The 25594-nt window shown below is 73.8% G+C and carries 28 protein-coding genes and 1 pseudogene; 17 read left to right on the top strand and 12 right to left on the bottom strand.

Annotated elements, in window-relative coordinates; all coding sequences use genetic code 11:
- Window positions 1–122 precede the first annotated feature (122 nt).
- Entirely contained in the window at window positions 123–956 is an 834-nt protein-coding gene (locus ACFVS6_RS31910; protein WP_389709486.1) for a YihY/virulence factor BrkB family protein, read from the top strand.
- Window positions 957–959: 3 nt separating this feature from the next.
- On the opposite strand, the gene ACFVS6_RS31915 is transcribed toward ACFVS6_RS31910, so the two are convergent.
- Window positions 960–1433, bottom strand: a complete 474-nt coding sequence (locus tag ACFVS6_RS31915) for an ATP-binding protein (RefSeq protein ID WP_389709322.1) — start codon at window positions 1431–1433, stop codon at window positions 960–962.
- A gap of 265 nt (window positions 1434–1698) precedes the next feature.
- Between ACFVS6_RS31915 and ACFVS6_RS31920 the strand changes: the two genes are divergently transcribed.
- The 5 genes and pseudogenes from ACFVS6_RS31920 to ACFVS6_RS31940 all read left to right on the top strand — a co-directional run.
- A complete protein-coding gene (locus ACFVS6_RS31920; RefSeq protein WP_389709324.1) occupies window positions 1699–2742 on the top strand; it encodes a YihY/virulence factor BrkB family protein in 1044 nt (347 codons plus the stop codon).
- Between the two features lie 292 nt (window positions 2743–3034).
- Window positions 3035–3349, top strand: a complete 315-nt coding sequence (locus ACFVS6_RS31925) for a phage holin family protein (RefSeq protein ID WP_389709488.1) — start codon at window positions 3035–3037, stop codon at window positions 3347–3349.
- On the top strand, window positions 3346–3867 hold the full coding sequence (locus ACFVS6_RS31930; protein WP_389709326.1) for a DUF3618 domain-containing protein: 522 nt from the start codon (window positions 3346–3348) through the stop codon (window positions 3865–3867). Before ACFVS6_RS31925 ends, ACFVS6_RS31930 begins: the two co-directional genes overlap by 4 nt.
- Window positions 3864–4130 (top strand): DUF4235 domain-containing protein, encoded by a 267-nt coding sequence (locus ACFVS6_RS31935; protein ID WP_389709328.1) that lies wholly within the window; start codon window positions 3864–3866, stop codon window positions 4128–4130. The genes ACFVS6_RS31930 and ACFVS6_RS31935 overlap by 4 nt, the downstream gene beginning before the upstream one ends.
- 142 nt (window positions 4131–4272) lie before the next feature.
- Window positions 4273–4563: pseudogene (locus ACFVS6_RS31940) on the top strand (DUF6968 family protein); the annotation flags it as partial.
- A 143-nt stretch (window positions 4564–4706) separates the two neighbouring features.
- Here the strand turns inward: ACFVS6_RS31940 and ACFVS6_RS31945 are convergent.
- Window positions 4707–5279: a TIGR03086 family metal-binding protein gene (locus ACFVS6_RS31945; protein ID WP_389709329.1), complete on the bottom strand. Its 573-nt coding sequence runs from the start codon at window positions 5277–5279 to the stop codon at window positions 4707–4709.
- A gap of 63 nt (window positions 5280–5342) precedes the next feature.
- Here ACFVS6_RS31945 and ACFVS6_RS31950 point away from each other — a divergent pair, with 63 nt between their 5' ends.
- The 3 genes from ACFVS6_RS31950 to ACFVS6_RS31960 all read left to right on the top strand — a co-directional run bounded on the left by ACFVS6_RS31950 (window position 5343) and on the right by ACFVS6_RS31960 (window position 7575).
- Window positions 5343–6158 carry a DUF6597 domain-containing transcriptional factor gene (locus ACFVS6_RS31950; RefSeq protein ID WP_389709331.1) on the top strand — a complete coding sequence of 272 codons (816 nt, stop codon included), beginning with the start codon at window positions 5343–5345 and terminating at the stop codon, window positions 6156–6158.
- Window positions 6159–6281: 123 nt separating this feature from the next.
- Window positions 6282–6542 (top strand): DUF4404 family protein, encoded by a 261-nt coding sequence (locus tag ACFVS6_RS31955; protein WP_389709333.1) that lies wholly within the window; start codon window positions 6282–6284, stop codon window positions 6540–6542.
- Window positions 6543–6750: 208 nt separating this feature from the next.
- Window positions 6751–7575, top strand: a complete 825-nt coding sequence (locus ACFVS6_RS31960) for a YhjD/YihY/BrkB family envelope integrity protein (protein WP_389709335.1) — start codon at window positions 6751–6753, stop codon at window positions 7573–7575.
- 38 nt (window positions 7576–7613) lie between these two features.
- Here the strand turns inward: ACFVS6_RS31960 and ACFVS6_RS31965 are convergent, their stop codons facing one another.
- A complete protein-coding gene (locus ACFVS6_RS31965; RefSeq protein WP_389709337.1) occupies window positions 7614–8138 on the bottom strand; it encodes a MepB family protein in 525 nt (174 codons plus the stop codon).
- 210 nt (window positions 8139–8348) lie between these two features.
- Here ACFVS6_RS31965 and ACFVS6_RS31970 point away from each other — a divergent pair, with 210 nt between their 5' ends.
- Window positions 8349–8804: a GNAT family N-acetyltransferase gene (locus tag ACFVS6_RS31970; protein ID WP_389709339.1), complete on the top strand. Its 456-nt coding sequence runs from the start codon at window positions 8349–8351 to the stop codon at window positions 8802–8804.
- On the opposite strand, the gene ACFVS6_RS31975 is transcribed toward ACFVS6_RS31970, so the two are convergent.
- From ACFVS6_RS31975 to ACFVS6_RS31985, 3 genes are all read right to left on the bottom strand, one after another.
- Window positions 8780–13498, bottom strand: a complete 4719-nt coding sequence (locus tag ACFVS6_RS31975; RefSeq protein WP_389709341.1) for a HEAT repeat domain-containing protein — start codon at window positions 13496–13498, stop codon at window positions 8780–8782. The two genes, ACFVS6_RS31970 and ACFVS6_RS31975, sit on opposite strands and share 25 nt — an antisense overlap.
- Before the next feature lie 42 nt (window positions 13499–13540).
- Entirely contained in the window at window positions 13541–14200 is a 660-nt protein-coding gene (locus ACFVS6_RS31980) for a hypothetical protein (protein ID WP_389709343.1), read from the bottom strand.
- A gap of 111 nt (window positions 14201–14311) precedes the next feature.
- On the bottom strand, window positions 14312–15340 hold the full coding sequence (locus ACFVS6_RS31985) for a saccharopine dehydrogenase family protein (RefSeq protein ID WP_389709345.1): 1029 nt from the start codon (window positions 15338–15340) through the stop codon (window positions 14312–14314).
- A 102-nt stretch (window positions 15341–15442) separates the two neighbouring features.
- On the opposite strand from ACFVS6_RS31985, the gene ACFVS6_RS31990 reads away from it, so the two are divergent.
- A complete protein-coding gene (locus ACFVS6_RS31990) occupies window positions 15443–16402 on the top strand; it encodes a helix-turn-helix domain-containing protein (protein WP_389709347.1) in 960 nt (319 codons plus the stop codon).
- A 102-nt stretch (window positions 16403–16504) separates the two neighbouring features.
- Here ACFVS6_RS31990 and ACFVS6_RS31995 read toward each other — a convergent pair whose 3' ends face one another.
- Window positions 16505–17332 carry an alpha/beta fold hydrolase gene (locus ACFVS6_RS31995; RefSeq protein WP_389709349.1) on the bottom strand — a complete coding sequence of 276 codons (828 nt, stop codon included), beginning with the start codon at window positions 17330–17332 and terminating at the stop codon, window positions 16505–16507.
- A 77-nt stretch (window positions 17333–17409) separates the two neighbouring features.
- Between ACFVS6_RS31995 and ACFVS6_RS32000 the strand changes: the two genes are divergently transcribed.
- Window positions 17410–18057, top strand: coding sequence for a sigma-70 family RNA polymerase sigma factor (locus tag ACFVS6_RS32000; RefSeq protein ID WP_389709351.1), 648 nt, complete (start codon window positions 17410–17412; stop codon window positions 18055–18057).
- 22 nt (window positions 18058–18079) lie between these two features.
- Here the strand turns inward: ACFVS6_RS32000 and ACFVS6_RS32005 are convergent, their stop codons facing one another.
- Both ACFVS6_RS32005 and ACFVS6_RS32010 read right to left on the bottom strand, forming a co-directional pair.
- The gene (locus tag ACFVS6_RS32005; RefSeq protein ID WP_389709353.1) at window positions 18080–18379 is read right to left on the bottom strand and encodes a DUF4190 domain-containing protein; all 300 of its coding nucleotides are present in this window, start codon (window positions 18377–18379) and stop codon (window positions 18080–18082) included.
- Between the two features lie 17 nt (window positions 18380–18396).
- A complete protein-coding gene (locus ACFVS6_RS32010; protein ID WP_389709355.1) occupies window positions 18397–18582 on the bottom strand; it encodes a hypothetical protein in 186 nt (61 codons plus the stop codon).
- 100 nt (window positions 18583–18682) lie between these two features.
- Between ACFVS6_RS32010 and ACFVS6_RS32015 the strand changes: the two genes are divergently transcribed.
- Entirely contained in the window at window positions 18683–19306 is a 624-nt protein-coding gene (locus tag ACFVS6_RS32015; protein ID WP_389709357.1) for a TetR family transcriptional regulator, read from the top strand.
- 41 nt (window positions 19307–19347) lie between these two features.
- Here the strand turns inward: ACFVS6_RS32015 and ACFVS6_RS32020 are convergent, their stop codons facing one another.
- Window positions 19348–19533, bottom strand: a complete 186-nt coding sequence (locus ACFVS6_RS32020) for a hypothetical protein (protein WP_389709359.1) — start codon at window positions 19531–19533, stop codon at window positions 19348–19350.
- A 123-nt stretch (window positions 19534–19656) separates the two neighbouring features.
- Between ACFVS6_RS32020 and ACFVS6_RS32025 the strand changes: the two genes are divergently transcribed.
- Entirely contained in the window at window positions 19657–20703 is a 1047-nt protein-coding gene (locus ACFVS6_RS32025; protein WP_389709361.1) for a helix-turn-helix transcriptional regulator, read from the top strand.
- Here the strand turns inward: ACFVS6_RS32025 and ACFVS6_RS32030 are convergent.
- Complete coding sequence (locus tag ACFVS6_RS32030; protein ID WP_389709363.1) at window positions 20694–21653, bottom strand: SDR family oxidoreductase; 960 nt, start codon at window positions 21651–21653, stop codon at window positions 20694–20696. The genes ACFVS6_RS32025 and ACFVS6_RS32030 overlap by 10 nt on opposite strands.
- Before the next feature lie 339 nt (window positions 21654–21992).
- Between ACFVS6_RS32030 and ACFVS6_RS32035 the strand changes: the two genes are divergently transcribed.
- Window positions 21993–22178 (top strand): hypothetical protein, encoded by a 186-nt coding sequence (locus tag ACFVS6_RS32035; protein ID WP_389709365.1) that lies wholly within the window; start codon window positions 21993–21995, stop codon window positions 22176–22178.
- A gap of 121 nt (window positions 22179–22299) precedes the next feature.
- Window positions 22300–23664 (top strand): NAD(P)/FAD-dependent oxidoreductase, encoded by a 1365-nt coding sequence (locus ACFVS6_RS32040; RefSeq protein ID WP_389709367.1) that lies wholly within the window; start codon window positions 22300–22302, stop codon window positions 23662–23664.
- Here ACFVS6_RS32040 and ACFVS6_RS32045 read toward each other — a convergent pair.
- Entirely contained in the window at window positions 23612–24160 is a 549-nt protein-coding gene (locus ACFVS6_RS32045) for a MarR family winged helix-turn-helix transcriptional regulator (protein WP_389709369.1), read from the bottom strand. The genes ACFVS6_RS32040 and ACFVS6_RS32045 overlap by 53 nt on opposite strands.
- A 155-nt stretch (window positions 24161–24315) precedes the next feature.
- Between ACFVS6_RS32045 and ACFVS6_RS32050 the strand changes: the two genes are divergently transcribed.
- The gene (locus ACFVS6_RS32050; RefSeq protein WP_389709371.1) at window positions 24316–25506 is read left to right on the top strand and encodes a PP2C family protein-serine/threonine phosphatase; all 1191 of its coding nucleotides are present in this window, start codon (window positions 24316–24318) and stop codon (window positions 25504–25506) included.
- Window positions 25507–25594: the final 88 nt, after the last annotated feature.

A 25594-nucleotide genomic window follows, 5' to 3' on the forward strand; every position in this document is an offset into this window, starting at 1 on the left:
CGAGTCGCCGGATCGCCCCACCGGGCCTGACGCATGCGCGGGGCCCTGTCGGGCACCTGCGCAGCGTGACCGAGATCCCCCGCACCGCACCGCGCCCGGTCGGCCGGCCCAACGTCGCCCTCGTGGCGCGCACCCGGGCCGAGCTGCGGCGCACAGCCGTCCGTGTCTGGACCGACAACCTCGCCGACCACGCGGCCGCCCTCACGTACTACGCCGTGCTCGCGCTGCTGCCCGCCCTCGCCATCGCGGTCTCCGTGGTGGGGCTGTTGGGCGGGGCGACGACGGACCGGCTCATCACCGAGCTGACCGCCTACGCACCGCCCCAATCGGCGCAGGTGCTGCGGGACGCGCTCGGTGGTCTCCTGGCGGAACGTTCGTCGATGGTGGCCCTGCTGATCAGCGGTGTGGTGAGTTCGCTGTGGTCGGCGTGCAGTTACCTGGCGGTGTTCCGTCGCGCCCTGCACACGATGCACGGGGTCCCCGAGACCCGCCCCCCGCTGCGGGCGGCCCACATGCTCGTCGTCAACGCCATGTCGCTGCTGGTGCTGCTCGTCGCCGGCGCCGTCGGTCTGGTCGTGTCCGGGCCGGTGGGCAGGTGGGTGGTGCGTGCGACCGGAGGGGACAGCCCGCACGTCGTCGCGCTGCTGCGCTGGCCCGCGCTGCTGGTCGTCGTCACCTTCCTGGTGCTGATCCTCTTCCGGACCGGCCCGGCCCAGAGCCGCGGCACGCGGCGGGGTCTGCCCGGCGGCGTACTGGCGGCCATGCTCTGGCTGGCGGCCTCGGGGCTCTTCACGCTCTACACGGAGCTGGGTACGTACGGCAGGCTCTACGGCTCGCTGGCCGGCATCGTGGTCTTCCTGGTCTGGCTCTGGTTCGCCAACCTGGCCCTGCTCACCGGAGCCCAGTTCAACACCGAACGGGCCCGGAAACCGGATGCTCGGCCCCGGGCGACCTGAGGGTCACACGGCCGGGTGCGGGGCCGCCGGGCCCCCGTACCCGCCCAGGCGGAAACCGTCGATCTCCGCCCACACGACCTTGCCGACGCCGTGGCGGTAGGAACCCCACCGGTCGGCGAGGACCTGTACGACGCGCAGACCGTGACCGCCGGGCACGCCCGGCCGGGATGCGGGGCGGGGACGGGGGGGCAGCGTCACGCCGTCGACCACGTCGATGCGCAGGACCTCCCCGGCGGTCAGTACGAGCTCGTGGCAGCCACCCGCGTGCAGCTGGGCATTGGCCACGAGCTCGGAGACGACGAGCAGGACGTCCTCGGCGCTCTCCGGGTGGTCCCACCCCCAGTCCCGCAGGGCCCGGCGGGTGAAGTCACGGCCCTTGCCGACGGCGCCCCGGATGCTGCCCAGGGTGAGCCGGCGGCTCTGGCCCATCACCGGTGCTCGCGTGCCCGGGGGTTCGTCCGTGGCTGCGTCCGTCATGTTCACTGTCATCACCCCGACCGTTGGCGTTCCTGTGTGCGCTGGGGGAAGCGGCTCCGTCCGCGGGCCGCCGGGCGGCCACCGCGGGTGACCGTCGTCCCCGGACCCGCGTATGCCCGCCCTGGCCGTCCGAACACCGACACCGGTGCGGATGTCCCCGTACGGGCGTATCCCACGGGGGGGCGTGTGACGGTCCGCGACCGGTGCGGCCCGTTCGGACACCACGGGACGGCATGAGTGCCGTGATGGTGGACAGCCGCAGGGTATGACACGCATCTCCAGGACAGGACCCGGCGGCGAGGACGTCGCCCCGGACACCGCCGGCCACGACGGCGCGGGACCCGGCGAAGAGGTGGAGCGGCGGGCTCCCGACAAGCCGTCCGACCTGTCGAAACGGTCGTGGTGGGCGGTGCTCCGCGGAACGGCCAATGAGTTCGCCGAGGACGAGTTGGTCGACCGCGCGGCCGCCCTGACCTACTACGGGGTGTTGGCGCTGTTCCCCGCCCTCCTGGTCCTGGTGTCCCTGCTCGGCCTCGCCGGCGAGTCGACGACGCAGCAGGTGCTCGACAACCTCCGGCAGCTGGCTCCCGGCTCGGCCCGCGACGTGATCAGCGACGCGGTGTTGCAGTTGCAGGGCCGGAGCGGCGTCGGGTCGCTGATGGCCGTGGTGGGTCTGGTCGTCGCGCTGTGGTCGGCGTCCGGGTACATCGCCGCGTTCATCCGCGCCTCGAACGCCGTCTACGACGTGCCCGAGGGACGCCCGGTGTGGAAGGTCCTTCCGCTGCGCCTGGCACTGACGGTGGCGCTGATGCTCCTCGCCTGCGCCGCCGCCCTGATCGTGGTCTTCACCGGCGGTCTGGCCCGCCGGGCGGGCTCCGCGCTGGGCATCGGCGACACCGCCCTGACGGTGTGGTCGATCGCGAAGTGGCCGGTCCTCGTGCTCATCGTCACGGTCATGATCGCGCTGCTGTACTGGGCGGCGCCGAACGCCAAGGGCCGCGGCTTCAAGTGGGTCACCCCTGGCAGCTTCCTGGCCCTGGCCATCTGGATGGTCGCCTCCGCCGGCTTCGCCTTCTACGTCGCGAACTTCGCCTCCTACAACAAGACGTACGGCACGGTCGCGGGCGTGATCGTCTTCCTGGTGTGGTTGTGGATCACCAACCTGGCCATCCTCCTGGGCCTCGAATTCGACGCGGAGCTCGTACGCCGGCGCGCCATCGCGGGAGGACTGCCCGAGGACGAGGAGCCCTACGTACGACCCCGTGACACGACCGCGTGGAGCGACGAGGAACGCCGCCGCATGGAGTGATCCCGGGCCGGCCCGCGCGGAACCCGGGCACCGGCCGGCTCGCGGGCGGATGGCCTGCGGGTTACCGGGTAGCCGCGTGGTGGACAGGAACATGACGGAACGCATCACCCCCGCGCCCCTCGGCCCGTATCCGTCCGGCGGCACGAGCGGGGCCGGGACGAGTCAAGGACGAGGTGGACGAATCGTGACCACGACCGAACATCGCGCACACGCGACACACGCAGCCGATCCGTCGGTGGGCGCGTTGGTCTCACGGGCTTCGCAGCAGATCTCGGAACTGGTCCGGGAGGAGATGCAGTTGGCCCGGGCGGAGATGACCGAGAAGGGCAAGCGGTTCGGGACGGGCGGCGGCCTGTTCGGCGGAGCGGGCCTCCTCGGCATCCTGGCGGCACAGGCGCTGGTGGCGGCGGGCATCGCCGCGTTGGCCCTGGTGCTGCCCTGGTGGCTCTCCGCCCTGATCCTCGCCGTGGTGCTGGCCGCGACGGCGGCCGTGCTGGCCCTGGCCGGCAAGAAGCAGATCGCGCGGGCCGTCCCGCCCGCGCCCGAGCAGACCATCGACAGCGTCAAGGCCGATGTGGCCGCGATCAGGGAGAAGGCCCACCGATGACGAACCAGAACGATCAGCCGCAGCCCCACGACAGGTCCACGACGGGCTCCGCTCCCACTCCCGAGGAGCTGCGTGAGCAGATCGCGCACACGCGCGACGAGTTGGGGCAGACCGTGGAGGCGCTGGCGGCCAAGGCCGACGTGAAGGCCCAGGCGAAGCAGAAGACGGCCGAGGTGAAGCAGGAGGCCTCGGAGAAGGCGGCCCTGGTGAAGCAGGAGGTTTCCGAGAAGGCGGCGCTCGTCACCGAACAGATCCGCGAGAAGGCCGAGCACGCCGCGGACCTCGTTCGGGACAGGACCCCCGACCCGATCCTGGAGAAGGCCTCCCGCGCCGCCGCCCAGGTCCGCGAGACCACCGCGCGGGCCGGGCAGTTGGCGTCGGAGAAGACGCCCGACCCGGTTCTCGAACAGGCAGGTCGGGCAGCGACCGCGGTGCGGGCCAATCGGACACCGTTGATCGCCGCCGGTGCCGTCCTGGTCGTGTTCCTGCTGATCCGCCGCGGCCGGGGCCGCAAGTGAACGCAGCCAAGATCGCCTACCGACCGGTCGGGCTGGCCCTGGGCGCCGTCAGCGGCATGCTCGCCGGCATGGCCTTCAAGCAGGCCTGGAAGCTGATCGAAGGGGAGGGCGACGCCCCCGACGCCACCGACGAGGACCGGAGCTGGCAGGAGATCCTCACCGCCGCCGCGATCCAGGGCGCGATCTTCGCGGTGGTCAAGGCCGCCGTCGACCGGTCGGGGGCGGTCGCCACCCGGCGCGTGACGGGAACCTGGCCGGGCTGACCCCGGTACGACGGACGGCGCCGGGCGCCGGCGGGGGCACGCACACGCTGCGCCGACCCGCCGACGGCCCGGCGCGCAGCCGTTCCCGGACGGCGCCCCGACGGTCGACAAGCCACCCGCCCGCGACCCGAAGGAGCACCTCATGGCCGTGGATCCGCTGCTGGGCGAGGTGGTGGCCGAGCGCCGGCTGAGCGCACGCCTGCCCGACGGAACCACCCGCGAGGTGACGCTGCTGGTGGGGCGCCCCCACCCTGGTGTGGAGGACGGCATGGACTGGAGCTGCCCCGGCCAGGTCCAGGGGCTGGGTGGCGCGCGGGTCGTCCCGGTGCACGGCGTCGACTCCATGCAGGCACTGCTGCTGTGCCTGTACCGCTTGCGCACCTCCGTGGAAGGCGCCGCCCTCGACCGGGGCGCCGTACTGACCTGGCTGGACGGCGAGGACCTGGCGCTGGACCCGACCCCGGCCGGCCAGGCCGGCTGGTTCGCCGCGATGACGGACCGCCGGGCGCGCACGGCGGGACCCGGGTCGCGGGTCCGCTCCCCCGGCCCGGTTCCTCGTCGGGCTCCGGGCGGGGCCTACCGGTCGGGCGTCCAGTGCGGATCCCGCCCCGTCGCCGCGAGCAGTCCCTCGAAGGCCGTCGCCCGGGGCGGTGCCGGGAAGGGATCCGCGAACATCTTCATCTGCCGCGCGGTGGGACCCATGTCCGTCACCAGCGCGTCCAAGGCCCGGACGCCGTCCTCGTCGGGTGTGAAGTCCTGGCCCGTGGCGCGGGCCAGGTCCCACACGTGCACGGTCAGGTCGAGGAGCACCATCGCGCCGATCGTCCGGGCCGGCAGGTTCATGGTGCCCGTGGTTCCCTCGTCGGCGCCCGGCACCGCCCACGCCTCGACGAGCCGCGCCGTCTCCACGTCGAACCGGTCGCGCCAGCCCTCGTCCAGGTAGTGCGGGGTGTGCGTGAAGTCCGCCTCCTCCCGGGCCGCGAGCGCCCGGAAGCCGATCACCACGTGGAAGAGGTGGTCGAGCAGGGCGCCCACGTCGTACTCGTCGCACGGAGTCCGCGCTCCCAGCTGCCGGTCGTCGACGCCGCGGACCACGCGCGACGCCCCGGCGGAGGCCGCTTCGAGCAGGTCGCTGATCTTTTCGTTCATGGGGGCGAGGGTAGGCGGGAGATCCCGATGACGGCTTGAAGGAACGCGACATACGATCGGCCCATGGCCCCTCCGCGCACCGACAGCCGTGGCATCGTCGCCGCGTCCGACCTGTTCGCGCGCGTCCGGTTCCGGCGCCGGGATCCCGCCGAGGCGCTGCGCCCGTACGTGGAGCACTACTGGCTGATCGACTGGGACCTGACGGAGCCGTACGAGGCGCAGGTCGTTCCCCACCCCTGCGTGAACATCGTCTTCCAGCGGGACGAGGAGGGCGGGGACGTGGGCGAGGTCGCGGGGGTCGGGTCGGGCCTCTTCACCCGGAAGCTCAGCGGGCGCGGGCGGGTGTGCGGGGCCCAGTTCCGGCCGGGCGGCTTCCGTCCGTTCCTTCCGGACCGCCCGGTCTCCGACCTCACGGGGCTGCGGTTGCCCCTGACGGAGGTGTACCCGGGTTCCGCGCCGGTGTCCGGCGCCGTGCTCGGGGCCCGGTCCCAGGACGCCCGGGTCGCCGCCTTCGACGCGTTCCTCCTCTCCCTGGCCCCCGCGCCCGACGCACTGGCCGAGCGTGCCATGGCCGCGGCGGACCGGGTCCGCCGGGACCGGTCCGTACGCCGCGTCGACGAACTCGCCGAGGCGGTCGGCCTCTCGGTGCGCTCGCTCCAGCGGCTGTTCGCCACCCACGTCGGTGTCAGCCCGAAGTGGGCCATCCTGCGCTACCGCATCCACGAGGCGTTGGAGCGCGCGGGAGCCGGTCGGGCGATCGACTGGGCGGAGCTCGCCGTGGAACTCGGTTACAGCGACCAGGCGCACCTCGTCCGGGATTTCACCACCCGGGTCGGGGTGCCGCCGACGGCGTACGCCCAGGCCCTGACCACCCCGTGATCGGCACGGGGCTCGATCCGCACGGAGTCCGTCGCGCGTGCGCGCCCCGCGACGGGGCATGCGAGCGGTAGCCGACCCGGGGACAGGCCCCGTTGTACGGGCGGCGAGCGACGAGGAGACACCGTGTCGGACCACGTGATGGAGACGGACGAGCGGCTGAAGGCCCTGCGCGCGGAACTCCGGGCCTCGGGATCGCGCCTGTCCCCGGAGGAGCGCGAGCACCTGGAGGCCCTGCTGGACAGGCTGGAGGCGGACCGGGAGGCCGCCCACCCGGGTGTGGGCGAGTCGCTGAACCACAGCGCCGAGAAGTTCGAGGTGAAGCATCCGGCTCTGGCGGCCGCCCTGCGCAACCTCGGCGTCAGCCTGGCCAACATCGGGATCTGAGCCCCGCTGCCGGCGTACGACCGGGCCACTGTCCCGGCGCCCCGGTACGGGCCCGGCGTCCGTCCACGCCGGCGGCGGTGGAGTTCCCCATCGGGACGTCCTACCGTGGGAGCAGCAGCAGCTGGAGCGGCCATGGACCTCATACCGACCCACCGGCGCCGAACCGTCGGGTCCTGCGGACCGGGGCTCCGGGGCGCCCCCGAACGAGATGTCCGGGGCTGAGCGGCCCGGGCGGCCTTCGCCGCTCGCTCGGATCCGCAGCGCGGTCCGCCGGACGCGGGCCGGCCGGCATTGGGGGCGCGTACGGGACCTGGACCTGTGGCAACGGTCGCTGGGGTTCGCCGCCCTCGGGTTCCTGACGCTGGTACCGCTACTGATCGTCGTATCGGCGGCGGACACCGCCGGCGGGCAGGGGTTCGCCCAGTGGCTCGGGGACGGACTCGGGGTGTCGGAGCCCGCCACGCTGGAGATCGAGCGCCTCTTCGCCCTTCCCGGCCAGGCGTGGCGGACCACCACGGCTTTCGGTCTCGCCCTGCTCGCGGTCTTCGGTCTGTCCTTCGGCACCGTGATGCAGAACGGCTACGAACGGGTCTGGGACCTGCCCCCGGCGAAGTGGTGGGGCCGGTGGCGGCACGTCCTGTGGCTGGCCGCGCTGATCGGCGTGCTGTACCTGTCGGCGTTCACGCCACCCTGGCTCGACTCCCCCGCCCGCGGCTTCGCCGGTGTCCTGATCGGCACCCTGTTCTTCTGGTGGTCGCAGCGCCTGCTGCTCGCCGGCCGGGTGCCCTGGAGGGCCCTGCTCCCCGGCGCGGTGGCCACCATGCTCGGGCTGTTCGGGCTGCGGGTGTTCTCCCGGCTCGTCTTCTCACCGCTGATCGCGTCGAGCGCCGTCACGTACGGCCCGTTCGGGACCGTCCTCGTCATCCAGTCCTGGCTCGTCGGCACCGGCGTCGTCGTCTTCGGAGGCGCCCTCCTCGGCCGGCTGCTCCACGACGAACTGCAACGCCCCGCGAATCCGGGGGCGCGCGCCTGAAGGGTGTTGCGGAAGGTCCGTCCGCAAGGGTGGGCGCCCTACGGGTGGTAGAGGGTGTGGGCGCGTCCGGTGTCGACGGAGCCTTCCCGCCCGAGGTGCAGGAAGTGGTCCACCTGCCAGTTCTGCGTGCCGGCGGCCTGGCGGTTGCTCGTGGTCACCCATGGCGGGTAGACGCGGAACCCCCGTTTGCCGCCGGTGCCGTCGCGGGACATGACGCCGCGCTCGCACAACACCTCCCGTGGGAACACGAACTGCCCGGAGCGGGCACCGTCGCGGCTGCTGATGACGACGAGGTCGATCCCGTCGGCGGTGTCGAAGGGGCGGATCGGGCCTTCCGCGGATCGCTTCCACACGGTGACGAACTGGCCGACCTTCGCCGGGGTCGTCCTGGCCGCTCGGAACCCGACCGCCAGCCCGTCGAGCGTGAAGCCGTGGGCCGCGTACTCGCCGCCCTCCGGTTCGGCCACCGGCCGCGAACAGGTGAAGCCGGCGGGGTCGTACACCCGTGTCTTCGCCTCCACCAAGTCGTCGTGGAGCCCTGCCCAGGGTTGGTTCGACAGCATCCTCACATCCTGCCATCCGCTTCCCCGGGCCCCGAACCGCCCGGGACTCCGCTCTCCCGGTACGGGCGCAGGCACCGCGGGGAGGATCCGTCACCTGTCCATGCGGGCGATCCGCGGGCCGCCCTTTCGACACGGCGGCGCGTTCGGCGGCAGACCGTCCGGAGGATGATCGATTGCCCGTACCCGAGTTCCGACCGTGGAGTCACGCACATGTCCCGCATCACCGTCCGGGCCGTCCGGCCCGAGGACTTCCCGCAGTGGCGGGCCCTTTACCGCGGTTACGCGGACTTCTACCGGGTGGAGCAGACCGAGGAGGCGGCCCGGACCGTGTGGGAGTGGGTGAACGACCCCGACCACGAGGTCGAGGCGCGCGTCGCCGAGGACGCCGACGGCCGGCTCCTCGGCCTCGCCCACTACCGTCCCTTCGCCCGGCCGCTGTCGGCGACCGTGGGCGGTTTCCTCGACGACCTGTTCGTGGCGCCCGAGCACCGCGGTTCGGGCGCCGCCGACCTGCTGCTCGCAGCGCTCCGCGAGATCGCCGCGGAGCGCGGCTGGAGCGTGGTGCGGTGGATCACCGCCGACGACAACCACCGGGCGAGGTCGAAGTACGACCAGGTGGCCGCGCGGACCATGTGGGTGACCTACGACATGGCTCCCGGAGCCTGATCCGCGGTGGCCGTGACGCGGTCGAGGACCTCCGTGTAGAGGGGCCGCTTGTCGGGGCGCGCGTGGCCGACGGCGTGTCGCAGAGCGGGGATCGCCGGCGCGCCCACGGCGGCCAGCCCGTCCGCCGCGGTCCTGCGCACGACGGGATGGGAGTGCTCCAGCAATCCGGTCACCGCGGGGATCGCGGGGAGCCACCTCGCGTGGCAGAGGGTGCGGATCGCGGTCCGCACCAGGTCCGGCCGGGGGTCGTCGAGCAGGAGGGACGTGTGGTGGAGGTGGGTCGGCCGGTCCAGTAGGGCCCGCGAGGTCCGGTGGGCGTGCAGGCGGATCCGGGACTTGGGGTGGCGCAGCAACTCGGCTATCAGCAGCCGCAGTTCGGGGTCGTGGTCCGGGTCCGGGCCGTCGTGTCGCTCGGCCAGGCGGGTGAGTGCTTGACGTACGCGTACCGGGTCCCCGCCACGGGCTTGGTCGAACAGCTCCTGCCGGGACGGGGGTTGTGGCGCCCCGGTCGACGTGAGCGGGGTCCGGTCGCGGAGCGCGGCCATCACGGTGGCGTCCTGACGCGCGGAGTCCGGGCCGCGCAGCGGGCCGTCGACGAGGAGCAGCCCGTCGGCGAGGTCGTCGCGTCCCTCGGCGCGCAGCCGCCGGCAGGTCCGTGTCAGGGCGGGGGTGCGCAGCAGGGGGCGTTCGCGCAGCAGGTCCAGGAGCCCTCGGGCGCCCGCGTCGAGGCGGGTGGCGAGTCGTTCGGCCAGTGCGTCCGCGTGGGCCCGTCGCAGGGCCAGGCCGGCTGCGGCGCCGCTGAGCGGCGGGTCGGACTCCCACCACTCCAGCAGGAGCGGGACCAGGGGTTCCAGGTCGTCCGGGTCGAGCAGGGCCGCCACGAGCGCCACCCGGTCGTGCAGGATGCCGTCCTCGCGCAGTTCCGTCGCGTCGATGGCGGGAAGGTCGCGGGCGAGGTCGGCGCCGACCGTTACGTCGACGCGGCCGCGCAGGAACGCGCGGAGCACGGCGATCCGGGCCTCGGGCTCGGGCCACCGCAGGAGCGCCAGGGCCGCTGTGCGCCGGCTGTCCGGGGCGGGTGCCCGGAGCATGGCGAGCAGGCGGTTCCGCTGGGCGGTCGACCGGGGCTGGTCGAGGTCGTCGACGTGCGCGGTCCGGGGCGGCGGGGTCGGCGCGTGGACGCTCTCGCCGATGGTCCAGGGTGGTGCGTCGAGGGGTTGGAGCGCCGTCATCCAGTCGATGAGGGCGGCTCGGGTTCCGGGGCCGGCGAAGGCGTGGACGTCGATCAGTGCGGTCAGGCGGTACCTGGAGTCCGGGACGGGGTGCGGGGTGCCGTCGGCGGCGCGGCGGAACTCCTCCAGGGTGGCCGGCGTGCGCGCCGCGGCGAGCAGCGCGGCGCGCCATGCCTCCCCGTCCGGCCCGGGCCCGGCCTGGGCCGCGGAGCCGGCCCCGGCTCGGGCCCCGGCCGCCCCGGCGGTCGTGTGGGGTTGTGGCGGGACGGCGAACGCGTCCCGCAGGACGGCGGTCCCGGCCCGCCGGGGGTCGGTGTCCAGTCGGGCCGCGGCGAGGGCCCGGTCGAGGTCGGCCCGGACCAGGACGGCGCCGAGGCCGCGCAGGAGGGGCAGTGTGGACCGGGTTCCCCCGGGGACGGCGGGCAGCGCGCGCACGGCTTCGACGGCCGCCGGCCGCTCCACCGGGGGCAGCGTGGGGGCGACGGCTTCGAGGACCGCGACGAGGCCGTCGACGAGGCCGTCGACGGGGTCCTCGCGCCGGGCGGTGGCGGCCCCGGTGAGCCCGTCGAGGAGGAGGCCCGTGAAGCGGGCGAAGACCGTCAGTTCGTCCGTCGTCCACGGTGCGGGGCAGATCCGGAGGGCGAGCCGCAGGACACGGCCCCGGACGGTGGGGTCGGAACCGGCCAGGCGCAGGCAGTCCGCCAGTACGGGCCGCAGCCTCCACAGCCGAACGGGGTGCGGCAGCTCGCGCCGTGCGGCGATCCGGAGCGCGACGAAGGGATCCCAGCCCGTTTCCGTCAGCGCGGCGACGTCGGGGTCCGTTCCCCTGCGCACGGAGGGTACCGGGGCGGCGGGCCGGGTGATCCCGTGCTCGGCCATGGCCGGCGCGAGTTCCTCGACGGAGCCGGACGCGAGGGCGAGCCGGCCGGTGGCCACAAGGGCGAGCAGGGTCGGTGCGACCGGGGACGCCTGCTCGTGCAGGGCGAGGACCGAGCGTGCCGGCAGGGTGCCGTCGAGTGCTTCCAGCAGTCGTTCGCGGGTGCGCTCGTCCTCGGCGCGTTCGGTGGCGGCGAGGACGGTCGACGGGTGGGCGTCGCCGAGGATCGCGCGGAGCGCCTCGACGAGCGTGCCCCGCAGGCCCGGATTGTCGTGGCGTCCGAGTGCGCGCAGCAGTGCCGGTACCGCCGTGGGCGCGCCCGCGCGGACCAGGGCCACGGCGGCGGTCTTCTTGACGTTCATGTTGGGGTGGCCGAGGCGTGCGGCGATCGTCGGGGAGGCCCAGCGGGCCCGGGCGTGCCCGAGGGCGCGCAGCGCCTGCCGGACGGTCTGGATGTCCTGGGCTGCGGTCAGTGCGATCAGGGACGCCGACAGGGCCTGGGCGTCGTCCCCGGTGGTATCGCGGGCGAGCAGCGCGATCACGTGTTTGCGCACGTGCCGGTCCGGGTGGCGCAGCAGGCGGTGCGCCCTGGCGCGGGTGCCCGCCCAGGGGGCACGGAGCAGGAGTTCGCACAGGATGGCCTGCTCGGCGCCCGACAGTCCGGGGCGGTCCAGCAGGTCCAGTGCCGTGGTCGCGACGAGTGCGTGTCCGGCCTCCCCGGCGTCGGCCGCGTCGAGCAGGCAGGACGGCCTGATCCGTCCCCGGTCGTGGAGACGACGGCCCAGGCCGTGTACGGCCTCCAGGATCTCCTGGGGCACCACGGGCTCCCCTGCCGGCTCCCCGTTCCCGGGTCGCGGTGCGGAGCTCGCGGCGGGCTCCGACGGCGCCGCCAGTTCCGTCACGACGCGCAGCAACAGGTCGGCGATGACCGGCAGGGTCGCGGCGCTGCCGTGGGCGGCCAGCCGGCACAGGGCCGCCACCGGTTCGTCCGGGTCGAGGTGGGAGCTCAGTAGCGCCAGCTCCCGCTCGTCCGGGCCGCCGAGATCCGCCGCCACGCGGGCGGGCAGGTCGGCGGGATCGAGCCGTACGAGGAGGGCGCGCCGTCGCGCCGGATCGTCGGTCAGGTGCCACAGCACTTCCAGGGCGCGGTTGCGGACGGGACGCAGGTGCGGCGCGATCACGCCTGTGCCGTCCTCCGTGACGAGGCCGAGTCCTTCCCTCAGCGCCGCCGTCGTGCGGTGTCCGCCGATGGCTTCCAGGGCGTCCAGGGCCGCTGCGGGTGTTGCCGGCAGGAGGGCGATCACGGCGTCCTCGGCGTCCGTGTGCCGCAGCGCGCGGACGGCTCGGAGGAACGGGCCGGGTGCGGGGGCCGAGGGCAGGACCCGGGTGATCGCGTCGCCGATCGGAAGGTCCCCCGTGCCCTGTCCCGCGAGGGCGACCAGCAGGGCGAGCCGGCGCGGCCAGCTCGGATCGTCGGCGGGCGCGTCCACGAGAGCCCGGAACGTCGCCTGTCGGGTGGTGAAGAGGATCGTCGCGACCTCGTGCGGCGGGAGCGAGTGATCGGCCAGTGCCAGGCCGAGGATGGGCGCGACGTGGGGAACGTCCGGGAAGTGCCCGCGCCGGTGGAGTCCGCGCAGGCACGTCAGCGCGGGCCCGCCGAACAGGAGCGGATCGTGTGCGGCGACGTCCGTCAACGCGCCGATGTCACCGCGCTCGGCCAGATCGCCGAGCAGCTCCATCCCGCGTCGGCGCAGGCCCGCCGGGAGCCGCGGATCGTCGACGACCTGTCGGAGCAGGGCGCGGTGTCCGTGGTGCGCGGCGGCCGCGAGCGCGGCGGCCGCCACCTCGGGGCGCGCGGCGACCGGATCGGCGGCGAGCAGCGGGGACAGCAGTCCTGCCGGCAGGGGCTCCAACGCCGCCCACGGTTCGGTGAGTTCGCCCAGCGCTTCGGCCACGACGGTCGGGGCGGCCACGTCGAGCAGACCGATCGCGTGTGCGCGGACCAGTGCGGGAGCCAGCAGTCCGGCGTGCAGGCCCTCCCGGGCCAGTCGCAGCGCCGCGGCGTGCAGTGCGGGGTCACCGGTCGCCACAAGCTCGTGGACCAGTTGCTCGGGCCGGTGCGCGGCGACGGCTGTCGTTTCCCGCACGGCTTGCCGGAGCTGTTCGCCGACGGGTTCGCGGCGGAGCACGGTGGGGTCGTTCAGGAGCTCGGCGCGCAGCCATGCGATGCGTACCCGTGCGGGCAACCCGGCCGTGCGCCATGACGGGCGGCGGGAGGCCGGCAGGTGGGTCCACAGTCGTTCGTGGAGCCGGGCCACGAGCAGTGCGGCTTCCGGCGGGCCGTCCAACGAGGCGGGCACCAGCCGCGCGAGCTCGACCGTCTCCCGATCGCCGGCCGGGCTGCCGGAGGTGACGCGCTCGGCGAGCAGGACGAGCCCCACGTGGCGCAGGCGCGGGTCCTCGTGTCGGAGGAGGGGTTCGAGGACGGCCGGTGTGCAGGCCCGCGGGTCGAGGTGGCCGGCGAGCCAACCGGCGTCGGCCCGGCGCACGGCGTCCTGGAAGGGCTTGTCCTCCGGCGTGATCATCGTCGGATGCTAGCCGGGGCCGCGGGCGCCCACCAGCGGAATTCACGGTGCGTCCCGCACCTCGCCGGACAGGAAGTCGGTGATCAGGGCGGCCGGGTTGGCGGCCCGGGTCATCGCGAACATGTCCTCCGGATCGAACATGTCGTAGAGGATCACGGGCACGGCCCGTCCCAGGGCCGCCGTCAGGTGTCCGCCGTCGTGCAGGTGCCGGGCGAGGCCCACGCACAGGTCGCGGAACTCGGACCGGAGCCGCTCGGCCCGCTCGTCCCATGCGTCGTACACGTCCCCGGAGCAGCGCGAGTCCCCGGCGGGTTCGTCCTCGTCCCACAGCCCCTCGACACCTTCGAGCCCTTCGGTTCCTCCGGCCTGCGCCTCGGCCTCCTCCACCTCCCGCCGGTACAACTCGGTTCCCCGGGGGTCCGCGTCCGGGTCGTGCCCGAGGACGCGGATGCCTTCGAGGCCGGACGGCGGGAAGTACGCGTAGCTCCAGCGGGCCTCCCACCGGTCCTCGGGACCGGCCCCGTCGGTGACGTGGGCGGCGCCCTCGGTGACGTAGCCGAGCGCGAGGTACGGGAACCGGGGGTCCTGGTCCACGCTGTCGAGGCGGAACGTGACGGCGTACGTCCCCTCGCCCCCGGCAGGCGGGAACCCGGCCAGTGCCTCCACGGTCCGTTCCCTCAGGTGTTCCCCGAACGTGGTCACCGTGGCCGCCTCCCGACTCGTCACCCGAAGGTCAGCAGTATGCCGCGCCGGTCGGCGGCCCCCGGCCCCCGGCCCCTCGCCGAACGGCCCCTCGCCTCGTTCCGGTTCGACTCATCGCAGTTCGACGGTGATGTGCGGGGACAGGCCGCGGAGGAAGGCGGGTGCGTCGAGGACCGCGCCGGCGGAGGCGACGCCGATCGTCCTGGTGCGGCCCGTGAGGACGTGGTGGAGCGCTTCCACCGCCAGCGGCGCGGTGACGGCGTAGATGTCCCGGCCGGTCGCCACCGCGCGTCGTTCCCGGCCGGCCGAGCGGACGACGGCGTCGACGAGGAACGTCTGCGCGGACCGCCCGTGCTCGTCGACCGCGGTCGGCGCCGGTGTCCGCGGGGCCGCCAGGTCGCGCGCCGCCTCGACCGTCATGTAGGTGCGCACCTCGGGGATGGCCAGGTGGCTGGGGACGGTGACGACGTCGGCCATGGTGAACTCCCCGATCACGGACCGGACCCCCAGGGGTTCGGGGAAGGTCCACTTCAGGTTGGGCGGGGCGTCGTCGCGGTACTCCAACCGCCCGCCCCGGTACACGACGCGTCGGCCGTCCCGGCGCTCCTGGGACACCGCGCCCGCGGTGCGGGTGCCGGCGGTGGGGTGCCAACCGCTGAGTCCGTACGCCACGTGTGCCTCGTCGGCCGTCGTCCAATCACCCATCGCCGCGGTGACGAGCAGGTCGCCGAGGCCGCCGAAGAAGGCCATCGCGGGGATGACCACGGTGCCCGCGGCGGTGGCCCGGTCCGCGAAGTGCGCGAACGTGTCGAGGTTGGCCTCGATCTCGGCGGCCACGTCCACGTACGGGATCCCGGCGCGCAGCGCCGCCTCGATCACCGGCGCGGCCGTCACGGCGAAGGGTCCGGCGCAGTTGATCACGGCCGCAGCCCCGGCCAGCGCGCGGTCGAGGGCGGCCGGGTCGTCGACCGACGCCGGCCGGACGTCGAGCCCCGGGGCGGAGGCCGCCAGGGCCCGCAGCTTGGTCCGGTCGCGTCCGGTCAGGATCGGGACGAACCCTCGGTCCAGCAACTCCGCCACCACGAAGCGCCCGGTGTGCCCGTAGGCACCGAACACCGCTACGGCCCGACTCGATCCCATCACGTTCTCCTACCGTCGCCGCTCGTTCAACTCTCAACATTCTTTCCCCGGCGGCGACCCGCCACCAGTGTCCGGAACGCCGTCACCCGTACACTTTCGGACATGGGTACTGTCGCGCTGGCCGTCACCGACGGAATGCTGCACTTCGAACTGTCCGTGGCCTACGAGGTCTTCGGCGCCGACTCCACGGGCGCGACCGACCCTCCGTACGACGTGACCGTCTGCGGGCCGAGCCCCGTGCGCTTCGGCAGGTTCCGATTGGAGCCCGACTTCGGACTCGACCGCCTCGCCCGCGCCGACACGGTGATCGTCCCCGGCTGGGCCGATGTCGACGTGGATCCGCCCGCCGACCTCGTCGACGCGGTGCGAGCCGCCCACGAGGCGGGCGCCCGGGTGGCGTCCCTGTGCACGGGAGCGTTCGTCCTGGCCGCCGCCGGACTGCTGGACGGCCGGCGCGCGACCACGCACTGGGCGCACACCCGGGTCCTGGCGGCCCGGCACCCCCGGGTGGAGGTGGACCCCGACGTGCTCTACGTGGACAGCGGCAGCGTGCTCACCTCGGCGGGCAAGGCGGCCGCGATGGACCTGTGCCTGCACCTGGTCCGCCTCGACCACGGTTCGGCGGTCGCGAACAGGGTCGCCCGGCGCCTGGTCGTGCCCCCGCACCGCGCGGGCGGCCAGGCCCAGTTCGTCAGCGCCCCGGTACCCGCCCGGGACGACCACCCGCTCGCCGAGCTGTTCCCCTGGGCGATCGAACGGCTCGACCGCCCGCTCACCGTGGAGGACCTGGCCCGCCGTGCCCGGATGAGCTCGCGCAATCTGGGCCGGCAGTTCAAGGTGGCGACGGGGACGACCCCGCTGCAATGGCTGCTGACCCAACGCATCCGTCGTGCGCAGGAGTTGCTGGAGACCACCGACGAGAGCGTCGACGCCGTCGCGGAGGCCGTGGGCATGGGCACCTCCACGACGCTGCGCCGTCACTTCCACCGCACGGTCGGCGTGCCCCCGGACACCTACCGGCGCACCTTCCGCTCGCGGAGCCGGTCGTTCGGCGCGGAGTGACGGCGCCGCCGTGCGGCCGGTTCCGCGGTGGTCGGCCGGCGACCGGGCCGGGTTCGTGACGGTGACGCGGCGCGGTGGCCGTGGCGCGGCTCCGGCGGGTCGTCAGGCGAGGAAGTCCGCCACGGTCGCGGCGAACCGGTCGGCGTCGTCCACCCAGGGGTAGTGGCCCGCTCCGGGCTGCTGGACGAACGTGGCGTCGGGGAAGAGCTCCGCGAAGGCGGCCACCGCCGCGGGCGGGCTGTTCAGGTCGAACTCCCCCGCGAGCAGCAGCACGGGGATCCCGCAGCCGGCGAGGGCGGCACGCGTCGACTCCGGGGCGAAGGCCCCTTCCGCGCCGAAGAGAGCGACGGCTTCCGCGTTGGTCGGCCGGGCGGTCGCGTGGTGCTCGCGCGCCCCGGCGTCCCAGCGGCCGTGGAAGAAGGGGTCGACGGCTTCCCAGTCGGCGTCCTCGCCCCTGGTGATCGCCTCCAACGCGGCGAACGCGGCCGGGAACCAGGGTTCGTCGCTCCGGCGGCCCGCGAGCTCCCGGCGCATCTCCCCGGTGATCGGGATGCCGACCGCCCGGGTGCTCGGGGTGATCAGGGCGAGCCTTCCGACGCGCGTCGGGTACCGGGCCGCGTACTGGACGACCACGTTCGCGCCGGCGGAGTGGCCGAGCAGATCCATCCGGGGCAGGCCCAGGTGCTCGCGCAGGGCCTCCACGTCGTCGACCAGGCGGTCGCAGCGGTAGGAGGAGGTGTCGTCGGGAACCTCGGACCGGCCGGTGCCGCGGAGGTCCGCCACGATCAGTCGGTGGTGGGCGGACAGGCCGCCGAGGTCGCCCAGGTAGCGGGAGTCCGCGGGGCCTCCCGGGATACAGACGACGGGGGTCCCGTCGCCGTGCGTGCGATGGGCGAGGCGGGTCCCGTCGGATGCGGTGAAGGTGGGCATGGCGCTGGATCCTGCCGGCTACAACCAGGTTGTACAACCTGGTTATGAAGCGCGCCGCGGGGGTGTATAACCGACTCATGGAAGGCGAAGCACACCCGCACCCCGACCCCCACTCACCGACGAGCCCGCGGACGCGCCCCCGGCCCCAGGCCCTGACCGAGGAGCAGGCCGAGCGGATGCTCGCCGAGATGAACGAGGTCATCCGCGCCGGCGAGGAGATGCGGAAGCTGCGCTCCGAGATGATCAAACTGTTCGTCGGCTTCGGCTGGACGCAGGACAGGATCGCCCGCCTCACGGACATGAGTCAGCCCGCCGTGTCCAAGCAGGTGACGAAGTACGCGGCGGACGAGCCGGGGCCCGCGATGGCGCTCGACCTCGACCAGGACGACGTCCCGTGGCTGGAGGGGCGCCTGTGGGGCCTCGCCGAGGAGATCTCGGAGACCATCGAAGCGGCGCGCTGCACGCGCCACGTCAACGCCATCGCCCGGGGCAGGAAGCGCTTCACGCCCCAGAGCGTGGACGAGTTGCGACGCCTCCTCGAAGAGGACCTCACGCTCCCCCGGCAGGGGCCCGGGGGCGCCCACCGGGCCGCGTACCGGGCCGCCTACGACGAGATCTCCCGAGGCCTGGACGTTCCCTCGCGGGCCGCCTCCCCCGGAGCGGCCCCGATGCGGCGGGCGCTCGCGCGTCAGGTCCAGCGCGACCGGCTCAGGAACGACGCCTGAGGCACGCGTGTGGCGCGACGCGTCAGCTCAGGCTCCAGGACCACGTGCCGTCGGCGGTGACGAGACAGGCCAGGATCACGAGGTCGGCCACGCCCAGGGCGATGCCGAGGCGGGCGCGGCCGGGCCGCGCGGTGTTCCGCCACAGCGCGAGGGCGCCGAGGACGACGGCGGTCGGGCCGAGGATCAGGTTCATGACCAGGAGCCCGGCCAGGCCGAGCACGAAGGCGGTGACGGCCATCGCGTCGGCGTCACGGGTGCGATCACGGGTCCGGCCAGTGGTTCGGCCGCGGGTCGGGGTCTCGACGGCGTTTCGCGTGTCCATGTCCGTGTCCGTGTCCATCACAGGCCTCCCCGATGGTGGTCGGGGCGGCCGGTTCGACGGCCCGACAGGCGTTCGCGTGCGGCGAAGAGGGCGAGCCAACCGGCGATCGCGAGGCCGGCGGCCAGGCCGACCGGCACCGGGACGTGGGCGACGGCCCCCAGGGCGACACCCATGACGAGCAGAGCGGCTACCAGGAAGAGCACGGGAGTTCCTCCTACTTTCGGGTAACAGTTGTTCACTGACTACCCGGTTCAGTACGACTCATGCCGGCGGGCCGCGACCGTGATGCGATTGACTGCCGTCATGAGCCAGAACACCGGTGTCCGTGAGGCCCGGCGCCGCCGCACCCGACGCGCCCTCCTCGACGCGGCGTTGTCGCAGTTGGAGGAGCAGAGCCTCAGCAGCCTCGGGCTCAGGGAGGTGACGAGGGCCGCGGGCGTCACCCCCACCGCCTTCTACCGCCACTTCCGGGACATGGACGAACTCGGCATCGCGCTCGTCGAGGAGGCGCTGGCCAGCCTGCACGAAACGGTGCGGGGGATCCTCGCCTCGACCGGTGACGCGGATCGGCGCGGCGACGACGCGGTGCGCCTCGTCGCCGAGTTGGTCCGCACCCGGCCGGCGCACGTACGTTTCCTCGTCCGCGAGCGGCACGGCGGGGTCGCGGCGGTGCGGGAGTCGATCGCCGGACAACTCGACGGGTTCGCGAGCGAGATCGGATCCGCGCTCGCGGCGGACCCGATCGGTTCGGGTTGGAGCGCCGAGGACCTGATCATGTTGTCCCGGCTCCTCGTGGACCACATGTTCATGACGGCCTCGGCGTGCCTGGCCGCCTCACTGCGCGGCGAGGACTGGGCGGCCGTCACCGACACGGCCCGCGGCCAGCTCCGTCTGATCCACCGGGGGCGCGTGCACTGGATGGAATGACGGGGTCGGGGCGTCCCGCCCGGGACGGCCGGGGCCCGCCGTTACGCGGTCGCCGCCTCCGCCGCGTCCATGTCGGCGGTGACGACGAGGAAGGCGTCCCGCTCCAGGTCCATCACGACGCTCGCCCGTTCGCCCCGCGACCGGCAGCGGGCCGCGTACTCCTCCGCCGGCCAACTGCCGTACGGGTCACCGGCGGGAAAGGACTCCAACACCTTCGTACGACGCATCGCCGCCACCTCCCTCACCAACCAACCGTCACTGCCACCCGTTTGCCCCCGACGGCCCGACACATGCGCCCCGGGGCGCACCCGGGCGTGCCGGAGGGCCTCCCGGTCCACGATCATGGGGGCATGCGCGCCGCCCGCCTCATCCGCATGGCCCTCCTGGTCCAGTCGAGCCCAGGCCTGACCGCCGCTGCCCTCGCGCGGGAGCTGGAGGTCTCCGAGCGCACCGTGATCCGCGACGCGCAGGCCCTTCAGGAGGCGGGCGTGCCCATCCGGTCCGAGCGCGGCCGGTCGGGCGGCTACCACCTGGCGCCGGGCCACCGGACCCGGCTCACCACGCTCCATCCCACCGAGGCGGAGACGCTGTACCTCTCCGGCCTGCCCACGGCCCTGCGCGATCTCGGGCTGTCGGACGCCGCGGACACGGCGCGGCTGAAGCTGTCGGCCACCATGCTGCCGTCGCTGCGCGCGGCGGCCGAGTCGTCGACGCGCCGCTTCCACCTCGACGCCCCGGCCTGGTTCCGGGAGCCCTCCGCGCCGGAACTGCTGCCGGAGCTGGCCCGCGCCGTGTGGTCCGACCGCACCGTCGAGTTGACCTACGCCCGGCCGGGCCGGGACGGCGCACCGCCCCGTACGGTGACCCGCCCCCTGGAGCCGTACGGGCTCGTCCTGAAGGCGGGGGTCTGGTACGTCGTCGGTCGCGTCCCGGCGCCGGGTCCGGTCGCCGATGCCTGGCGCACCTACCGCGTCGACCGCGTCACGGCGCTGGCCGACGCCCCGCACGCCGGGGGCGACGAACCCGGCGCGTCCTTCGTCCGGGACCCGTCGTTCGACCTCGCCGCGCACTGGCAGGCCCACTCGGCCGGGTTCGCCCGGGCACTGCTGCGCGCGACGGTCACCCTGCGGCTGACCGAACGCGGTCTGCACCGGCTGCCGTTCGTGGCGGACCCGGCGGGCATCGGCGAGGCTCTGGCCGGCGCGGGCGCGCCCGATCCGGTCGGGCGCGTCACGCTCGACCTGCCGGTCGAGTCCGAGGACGTCGCGTTCGCCACGCTGGTCGAACTGGGCGCCGACGCCGAGGTGCTGGCCCCGGAGGGGCTGCGGGCCCGCTTCCGCGAGCACGCGCGGGCCCTCGCCGCGCTGTACGGCGCGGAGCCGGGGGATCAGCGGTAGTCGTCGGGGGAGCCGTTCCCGCCGCCGTACTCGACGTCCTCGAAGTACGCCCAGGCGTCCGGCCGGCTGCCGTCCACGTCGAATACGCCGTAGGTCCTGGCGAGTTCCCCGCTGGACGTGGACTTCCCGTTCCAACGGGCCGAGCGGTCCGGGTCGGCGGCGAGCGCGGCGACGCCGCGGGCGAGGTAGTGCGGTGATTCGGCGATGCCGAAGGAAGGTTCCTGGGTGAGGGCGTCGCGCCAGTTCTCCTCGGTCACGCCGAAGTGGGCGAGCATCTGCTCCGAGCGCAGGAAGCCCGGGGTCACGGCGACCGCCGTGCCCCCGTACTCCGCGAGTTCCTCGCCCAGTCCGAAGGCGATCCGGATCGGGGCGTTCTTGGCGAGGTCGTAGTAGAGGTTCTCGCGGTAGCGGCGGTTGGAGACGGCGGTACCGTCGGTGACCTCCACGTGCAGGGGCGCGTCCGAGCGGACCAGGAGCGGGAGGGCGAGCGCCGCGGTGATCACGTGCGAGCGCACGCCGAGTTCGAGGATCCGCAGGCCGTCCGCGAGCGGCGTCTCCCAGCTCTTCTTGCCGAAGACGGAGCCGACGAGGAGGTGTTCGCCGCCCCAGAGGTCGTTCACGAGGATGTCGAGCCGCCCCTGTTCCCGGTCGATGCGCTCGACGAGGGCGCGTACGCGGTCCTGGTCGAGGTGGTCGGTGGGTACGGCGATGCCGGCGCCGCCGGCTGCCGTGACGAGTTCCGCGGTCTCCTCGATGGTCTCCGTGGTCCGGCCGACCTCGCTGACGTGTTCGCGGGTGGTGCGGCCGGTGACGTAGACGGTGGCGCCCGCGCGGCCGAGTTCGACGGCGAGCGCCCGTCCCGCTCCGCGCGTGGCACCGGCGACGAGCGCGATCCGGTCGGTGAGCGGGCCTCGTACGTCGGTGTGCTGGGTGTCCGTGTGGGTCTGCATGTCACCACGATGAACGCCAATGGTGACAGTTCACGTCACCTTTTCCACGAGGTCTCCGGAAACCGGCGGTGCGGATGCCCGGCCGGGGTGGTCGGCGCCGGCCGGGCACCCGGTTCGGGGCCGCCTCACGGGGCGGCGTCGGGGTCCTGCGCACCGCCCTCGAACCCGTCGAGGGGGGGGCGTCGTCGTCGGTGGGCGCGTGGTGCCCGCCGCCCATCGGAGTCCCTTCGACGCCCCGGCGGTGAGGTCTCCAAGCTGACACGGAAAGTCACACGCTGCACACTGGAACGACACACGGAGTGATTGTCGGGTGTGTCCCGCCTTCCCAAGGAGCGCAGCGTGCCGGAACGACAGCAGTACGAGGACCCCACCGCCATCACCGTGGTCCTGCCCGGCGACACCCGTGCCGTGACCCTCCGGCTGCCCCGCGAGGCCGGCCGCGGCCCGCGCCCGACGGCGGCCGGCGACTACTGGTTCAGCGACGACCCCGTCGCGCGATCCGTCGACGGCCGCCGCATCCGCTGAACCGACCCGGTCGGGGCGGTCCCGTGCCCGCCCCGGCATTCGTGGCGAGACCCGGCAGCTGAACCCCGCCGGACTGGGCAGGCGGACAGGTGACCGGCTGCCCCGAGAAAGGACGCGAACCGTGACACGACAGAGGATCCTCGTGGTGGGCGCAGGCTTCGCGGGGGTGGAATGCGTACGCCGTCTGGAACGCAGGCTGTCCCCCGACGAGGCCGAAATCTGTGTGGTCACGCCGAACTCGTACCAGCTGTACCTTCCCCTGCTCCCCCAGGTGGCCTCCGGCGTCCTGACGCCGCAGTCCATCGCCGTCTCGCTGCGCCGCAGCAGCCGGCACCGGACCCGGATCGTCCCCGGGACGGCCATCGGCATCGACACCCGGGCCAAGGTCTGCATCGTCCGCAAGATCACCGGCGAGGTGACCGACCACGCGTACGACCAACTCGTGCTGGCGCCCGGCAGCGTCACCCGAACCTTCGACATCCCCGGGCTCCTGGAACACGCGCGGGGCATGAAGACGCTCGCGGAGGCCGCGTACCTGCGCGACCACGTCATCGCCCAACTCGACCTGGCGGACGCCAGCCAGGACGAGGCGGAGCGGGCCGCCAGGCTCTGCTTCGTCGTCGTCGGCGGCGGATACGCGGGCACCGAGACGGCGGCGTGCCTCCAACGGCTGACCGACCACGCGGTGAAGCGCTACCCGAGGCTGGACCGGCGCCGGATCAGCTGGCACCTGCTGGACATGGCGCCCAAGCTGATGCCCGAACTGGGCGACTCGTTGGGGCAGGCGGCCCTGGACATCCTGCGGCGCCGCGGCATCCAGGTGTCGCTGGGGGTGAGCGTCGCCAAGGCCGGACCCGAGGAGTTGACGTTGACCGACGGGCGGGTCCTGCCCAGCCGCACCCTGATCTGGACGGCCGGCGTGGCCGCCAGCCCACTGATCGGCACCATGGACGCGGAGACCGAACGGGGACGCCTGGTGGTGACCCCGGAGATGACCGTCCCGGACGCGTCCGGGGTCTTCGCCCTGGGCGACGCGGCGGCCGTACCCGACCTCGCCAAGGGCGGGAGCGGCTCGATCTGCCCGCCGACGGCGCAGCACGCCCTGCGCCAGGGCCGCACGCTGGCCGACAACGTGATCGCCTCGCTGCGCGGGCAGCCGCTGCGGCCGTACGTGCACAAGGACCTCGGCCTCGTGGTCGACCTCGGTGGCACGGACGCCGTGTCGAAGCCGCTCGGCATCCCGTTGCGCGGGGTGGCCGCCCAGGCGGTGGCGCGGGGGTACCACTGGACCGCGCTGCGCACGAACGTGGCCAAGACCCGGGTCATGACCAACTGGCTGCTCAACGCCGTCGCCGGGGACGACTTCGTGCGCACCGGTTTCCAGTCGGCGAGGCCGCCCACGCTGCGGGAGTTCGAACGGACCGACCGCTACCTCACGCCGGAGCAGGTACGGGAGCACACGCGGGGCCTGAGCGCCGCGGGCTGACCGCGTCGGCGCAACCAGCCGGCTTCCGCCGGGGCGGCCCGGTGCGGGGCCCGGCGCGGGGGGCCGCCGGGCTCCGCGGGGGCGCCAGCCGCAGCGGTCCGGCGACGGCGATGTGGAAGTCGGCCAGGCCGACGGCCAGGGCGGCCCGGGAGGCCGCCGGCATGACGGCCATCGCCTCCGTCAGGGCCGCCTCCCGGCGGGCCCGCAGCTCGTCGAGGTACTTGCGTCCGGCGGGCGTCAGCTCCAGTCGCAGTTCGCGGCGGTCGTCGGGCCGCGTGTGCCGTTCGAGGAACCCGGCGGCCTGGAGCCGGTCGCAGAGCCGGGTCACCGAGGGCGCCGCCGCGCCCAGCAGTTCGCCGAGCGTCCGCAGGTTGATCTCCTCGTTCCGCTCGATGAGGAAGAGGACCCTGGCCTGCGAGGAGGAGACGGGCGGCGCGCAGACCGTGTCGCGTCCCCGCTCCCAGACGATTTCCAGCAGCTCGATCAGATCGCTCATCCCCGCGACCGCCGACGGGGCGCGTGGGGAGGGCCTGGGCCCCTGACTCATGTGACACTCCCTACCGGACGTACGAGCTGCCCTTCGCGGGCGGACCCGGCGGCTTGGTGGCTCCCCCATCTAAACAGTTCCCCGGAGAGGCAGGATCCAGGACGGTGGCACGACCCGACGAAGTAGAGGGCGAAGTGGCGGGCGTCCTGCGGCGCTCCGCGCCGCACGAGGTGTTCGACGAGGTCCGCGACCTCCTGGCCCGCCGGTACCGTGCGCACGCCGAACTGCTGATGGCGGACTACGCCCTGACCAGCCTGCGGCCCGTCACCGACGGGCCGGACACCGCCGAGTCCGTGTCGGTTCGTACCAGCGCCCCGGGACGGGCCTTCGGCTCGCAGGAGGCCCACGTGGTCACGCAGGGGTCCGAGGTGACCGTCCACCTGCCGGTGAGCGTACGGGGCGACCGGCTCGGGGTACTGAGCGTGGGCTTCCCGGCGGACGCGTACGCGCCCCGGCTCCTCGGGGAACTGCGGGACGTGGCCGACGCCCTGGGCCACGAGATCCTCGTCGCCGACCGCGACACGGACCTCTTCCTACGGGCGAGACGGGCCACCCGGCTCACCCTCGCGGCGGAGATGCAGTGGGAGTTGTTGCCGGGCCGGTCGTGCTCGCGGCCCGAGTACGAGCTCGGGGGCCAGTTGGAGCCCGCCTACGCCATCTTCGGCGACAGCTTCGACTGGTCGGCCTCCGCCGACCACCTGACGTTGACCGTCAACAACGGCATGGGGGACGGGATCGACGCGGCCCTGCTGACCAGCCTCGCCGTGAGCGCCGTGCGCAACGCCCGCCGGAGCGGACTCGGCCTCGTCGACCAGGCGTCGCTGGCGGATCAGGCCGTCTACGGCCAGCACCAGGGGCGCCTACACCTCGCCATGCTCCTGCTCCGCTTCGACCTGGACACCGGCGAGGTCGAGGTCATCGACGCGGGATCGCCCCGGATCTGGCGGCTCCGGCAGGGAACCGTGGAGACCGTCGACCTGGAGGCCCAACTCCCGCTCGGCATGTTCGAGGACACCGTCTACACCTGCCAGCGCTTCCGGGTGCTGCCCGGGGACCGGCTCTTCCTGCTGAGCGACGGAGTCTACGACGTCGCTTCCCCGGGCGGGGAGCCGTACAGCCTGCGCGCGCTGAGCCGGGCCATCATGAACACCCGATTGCTTCCTCCCTCACAGGTTCCGCAGGCGATCCTGGGGGAACTGGCGGGGCACCGGGGTGAGGAGATCCAGGCCTCGGACGACGCCATGGCCGTCTGCCTCGACTGGCACGGGCGGCCCGGCGCGGAGGCGCGCGAGTAGCGCGAAGGATAATTGACTGGTTCAAATATTGCCTAACGGCAAATGATCACTCTAAGCTCACCCCCGACGCAACCGGGCGTCCCCCGGG

Source organism: Streptomyces sp. NPDC057939 (assembly GCF_042887545.1).
Taxonomy (GTDB): Bacteria; Actinomycetota; Actinomycetes; order Streptomycetales; family Streptomycetaceae; genus Streptomyces.

Coding starts and splice junctions, on each gene's coding strand:
- ACFVS6_RS31915 (WP_389709322.1), bottom strand. CDS start 1,433: ATGACGGACGCAGCCACGGACGAACCCCCGGGCACGCGAGCACCGGTG.
- ACFVS6_RS31920 (WP_389709324.1), top strand. CDS start 1,699: ATGACACGCATCTCCAGGACAGGACCCGGCGGCGAGGACGTCGCCCCG.
- ACFVS6_RS31925 (WP_389709488.1), top strand. CDS start 3,035: ATGCAGTTGGCCCGGGCGGAGATGACCGAGAAGGGCAAGCGGTTCGGG.
- ACFVS6_RS31930 (WP_389709326.1), top strand. CDS start 3,346: ATGACGAACCAGAACGATCAGCCGCAGCCCCACGACAGGTCCACGACG.
- ACFVS6_RS31945 (WP_389709329.1), bottom strand. CDS start 5,279: ATGAACGAAAAGATCAGCGACCTGCTCGAAGCGGCCTCCGCCGGGGCG.
- ACFVS6_RS31950 (WP_389709331.1), top strand. CDS start 5,343: ATGGCCCCTCCGCGCACCGACAGCCGTGGCATCGTCGCCGCGTCCGAC.
- ACFVS6_RS31960 (WP_389709335.1), top strand. CDS start 6,751: ATGTCCGGGGCTGAGCGGCCCGGGCGGCCTTCGCCGCTCGCTCGGATC.
- ACFVS6_RS31965 (WP_389709337.1), bottom strand. CDS start 8,138: ATGCTGTCGAACCAACCCTGGGCAGGGCTCCACGACGACTTGGTGGAG.
- ACFVS6_RS31970 (WP_389709339.1), top strand. CDS start 8,349: ATGTCCCGCATCACCGTCCGGGCCGTCCGGCCCGAGGACTTCCCGCAG.
- ACFVS6_RS31975 (WP_389709341.1), bottom strand. CDS start 13,498: ATGATCACGCCGGAGGACAAGCCCTTCCAGGACGCCGTGCGCCGGGCC.
- ACFVS6_RS31985 (WP_389709345.1), bottom strand. CDS start 15,340: ATGGGATCGAGTCGGGCCGTAGCGGTGTTCGGTGCCTACGGGCACACC.
- ACFVS6_RS31990 (WP_389709347.1), top strand. CDS start 15,443: ATGGGTACTGTCGCGCTGGCCGTCACCGACGGAATGCTGCACTTCGAA.
- ACFVS6_RS31995 (WP_389709349.1), bottom strand. CDS start 17,332: ATGCCCACCTTCACCGCATCCGACGGGACCCGCCTCGCCCATCGCACG.
- ACFVS6_RS32000 (WP_389709351.1), top strand. CDS start 17,410: ATGGAAGGCGAAGCACACCCGCACCCCGACCCCCACTCACCGACGAGC.
- ACFVS6_RS32005 (WP_389709353.1), bottom strand. CDS start 18,379: ATGGACACGCGAAACGCCGTCGAGACCCCGACCCGCGGCCGAACCACT.
- ACFVS6_RS32015 (WP_389709357.1), top strand. CDS start 18,683: ATGAGCCAGAACACCGGTGTCCGTGAGGCCCGGCGCCGCCGCACCCGA.
- ACFVS6_RS32020 (WP_389709359.1), bottom strand. CDS start 19,533: ATGCGTCGTACGAAGGTGTTGGAGTCCTTTCCCGCCGGTGACCCGTAC.
- ACFVS6_RS32025 (WP_389709361.1), top strand. CDS start 19,657: ATGCGCGCCGCCCGCCTCATCCGCATGGCCCTCCTGGTCCAGTCGAGC.
- ACFVS6_RS32030 (WP_389709363.1), bottom strand. CDS start 21,653: ATGCAGACCCACACGGACACCCAGCACACCGACGTACGAGGCCCGCTC.
- ACFVS6_RS32045 (WP_389709369.1), bottom strand. CDS start 24,160: ATGAGCGATCTGATCGAGCTGCTGGAAATCGTCTGGGAGCGGGGACGC.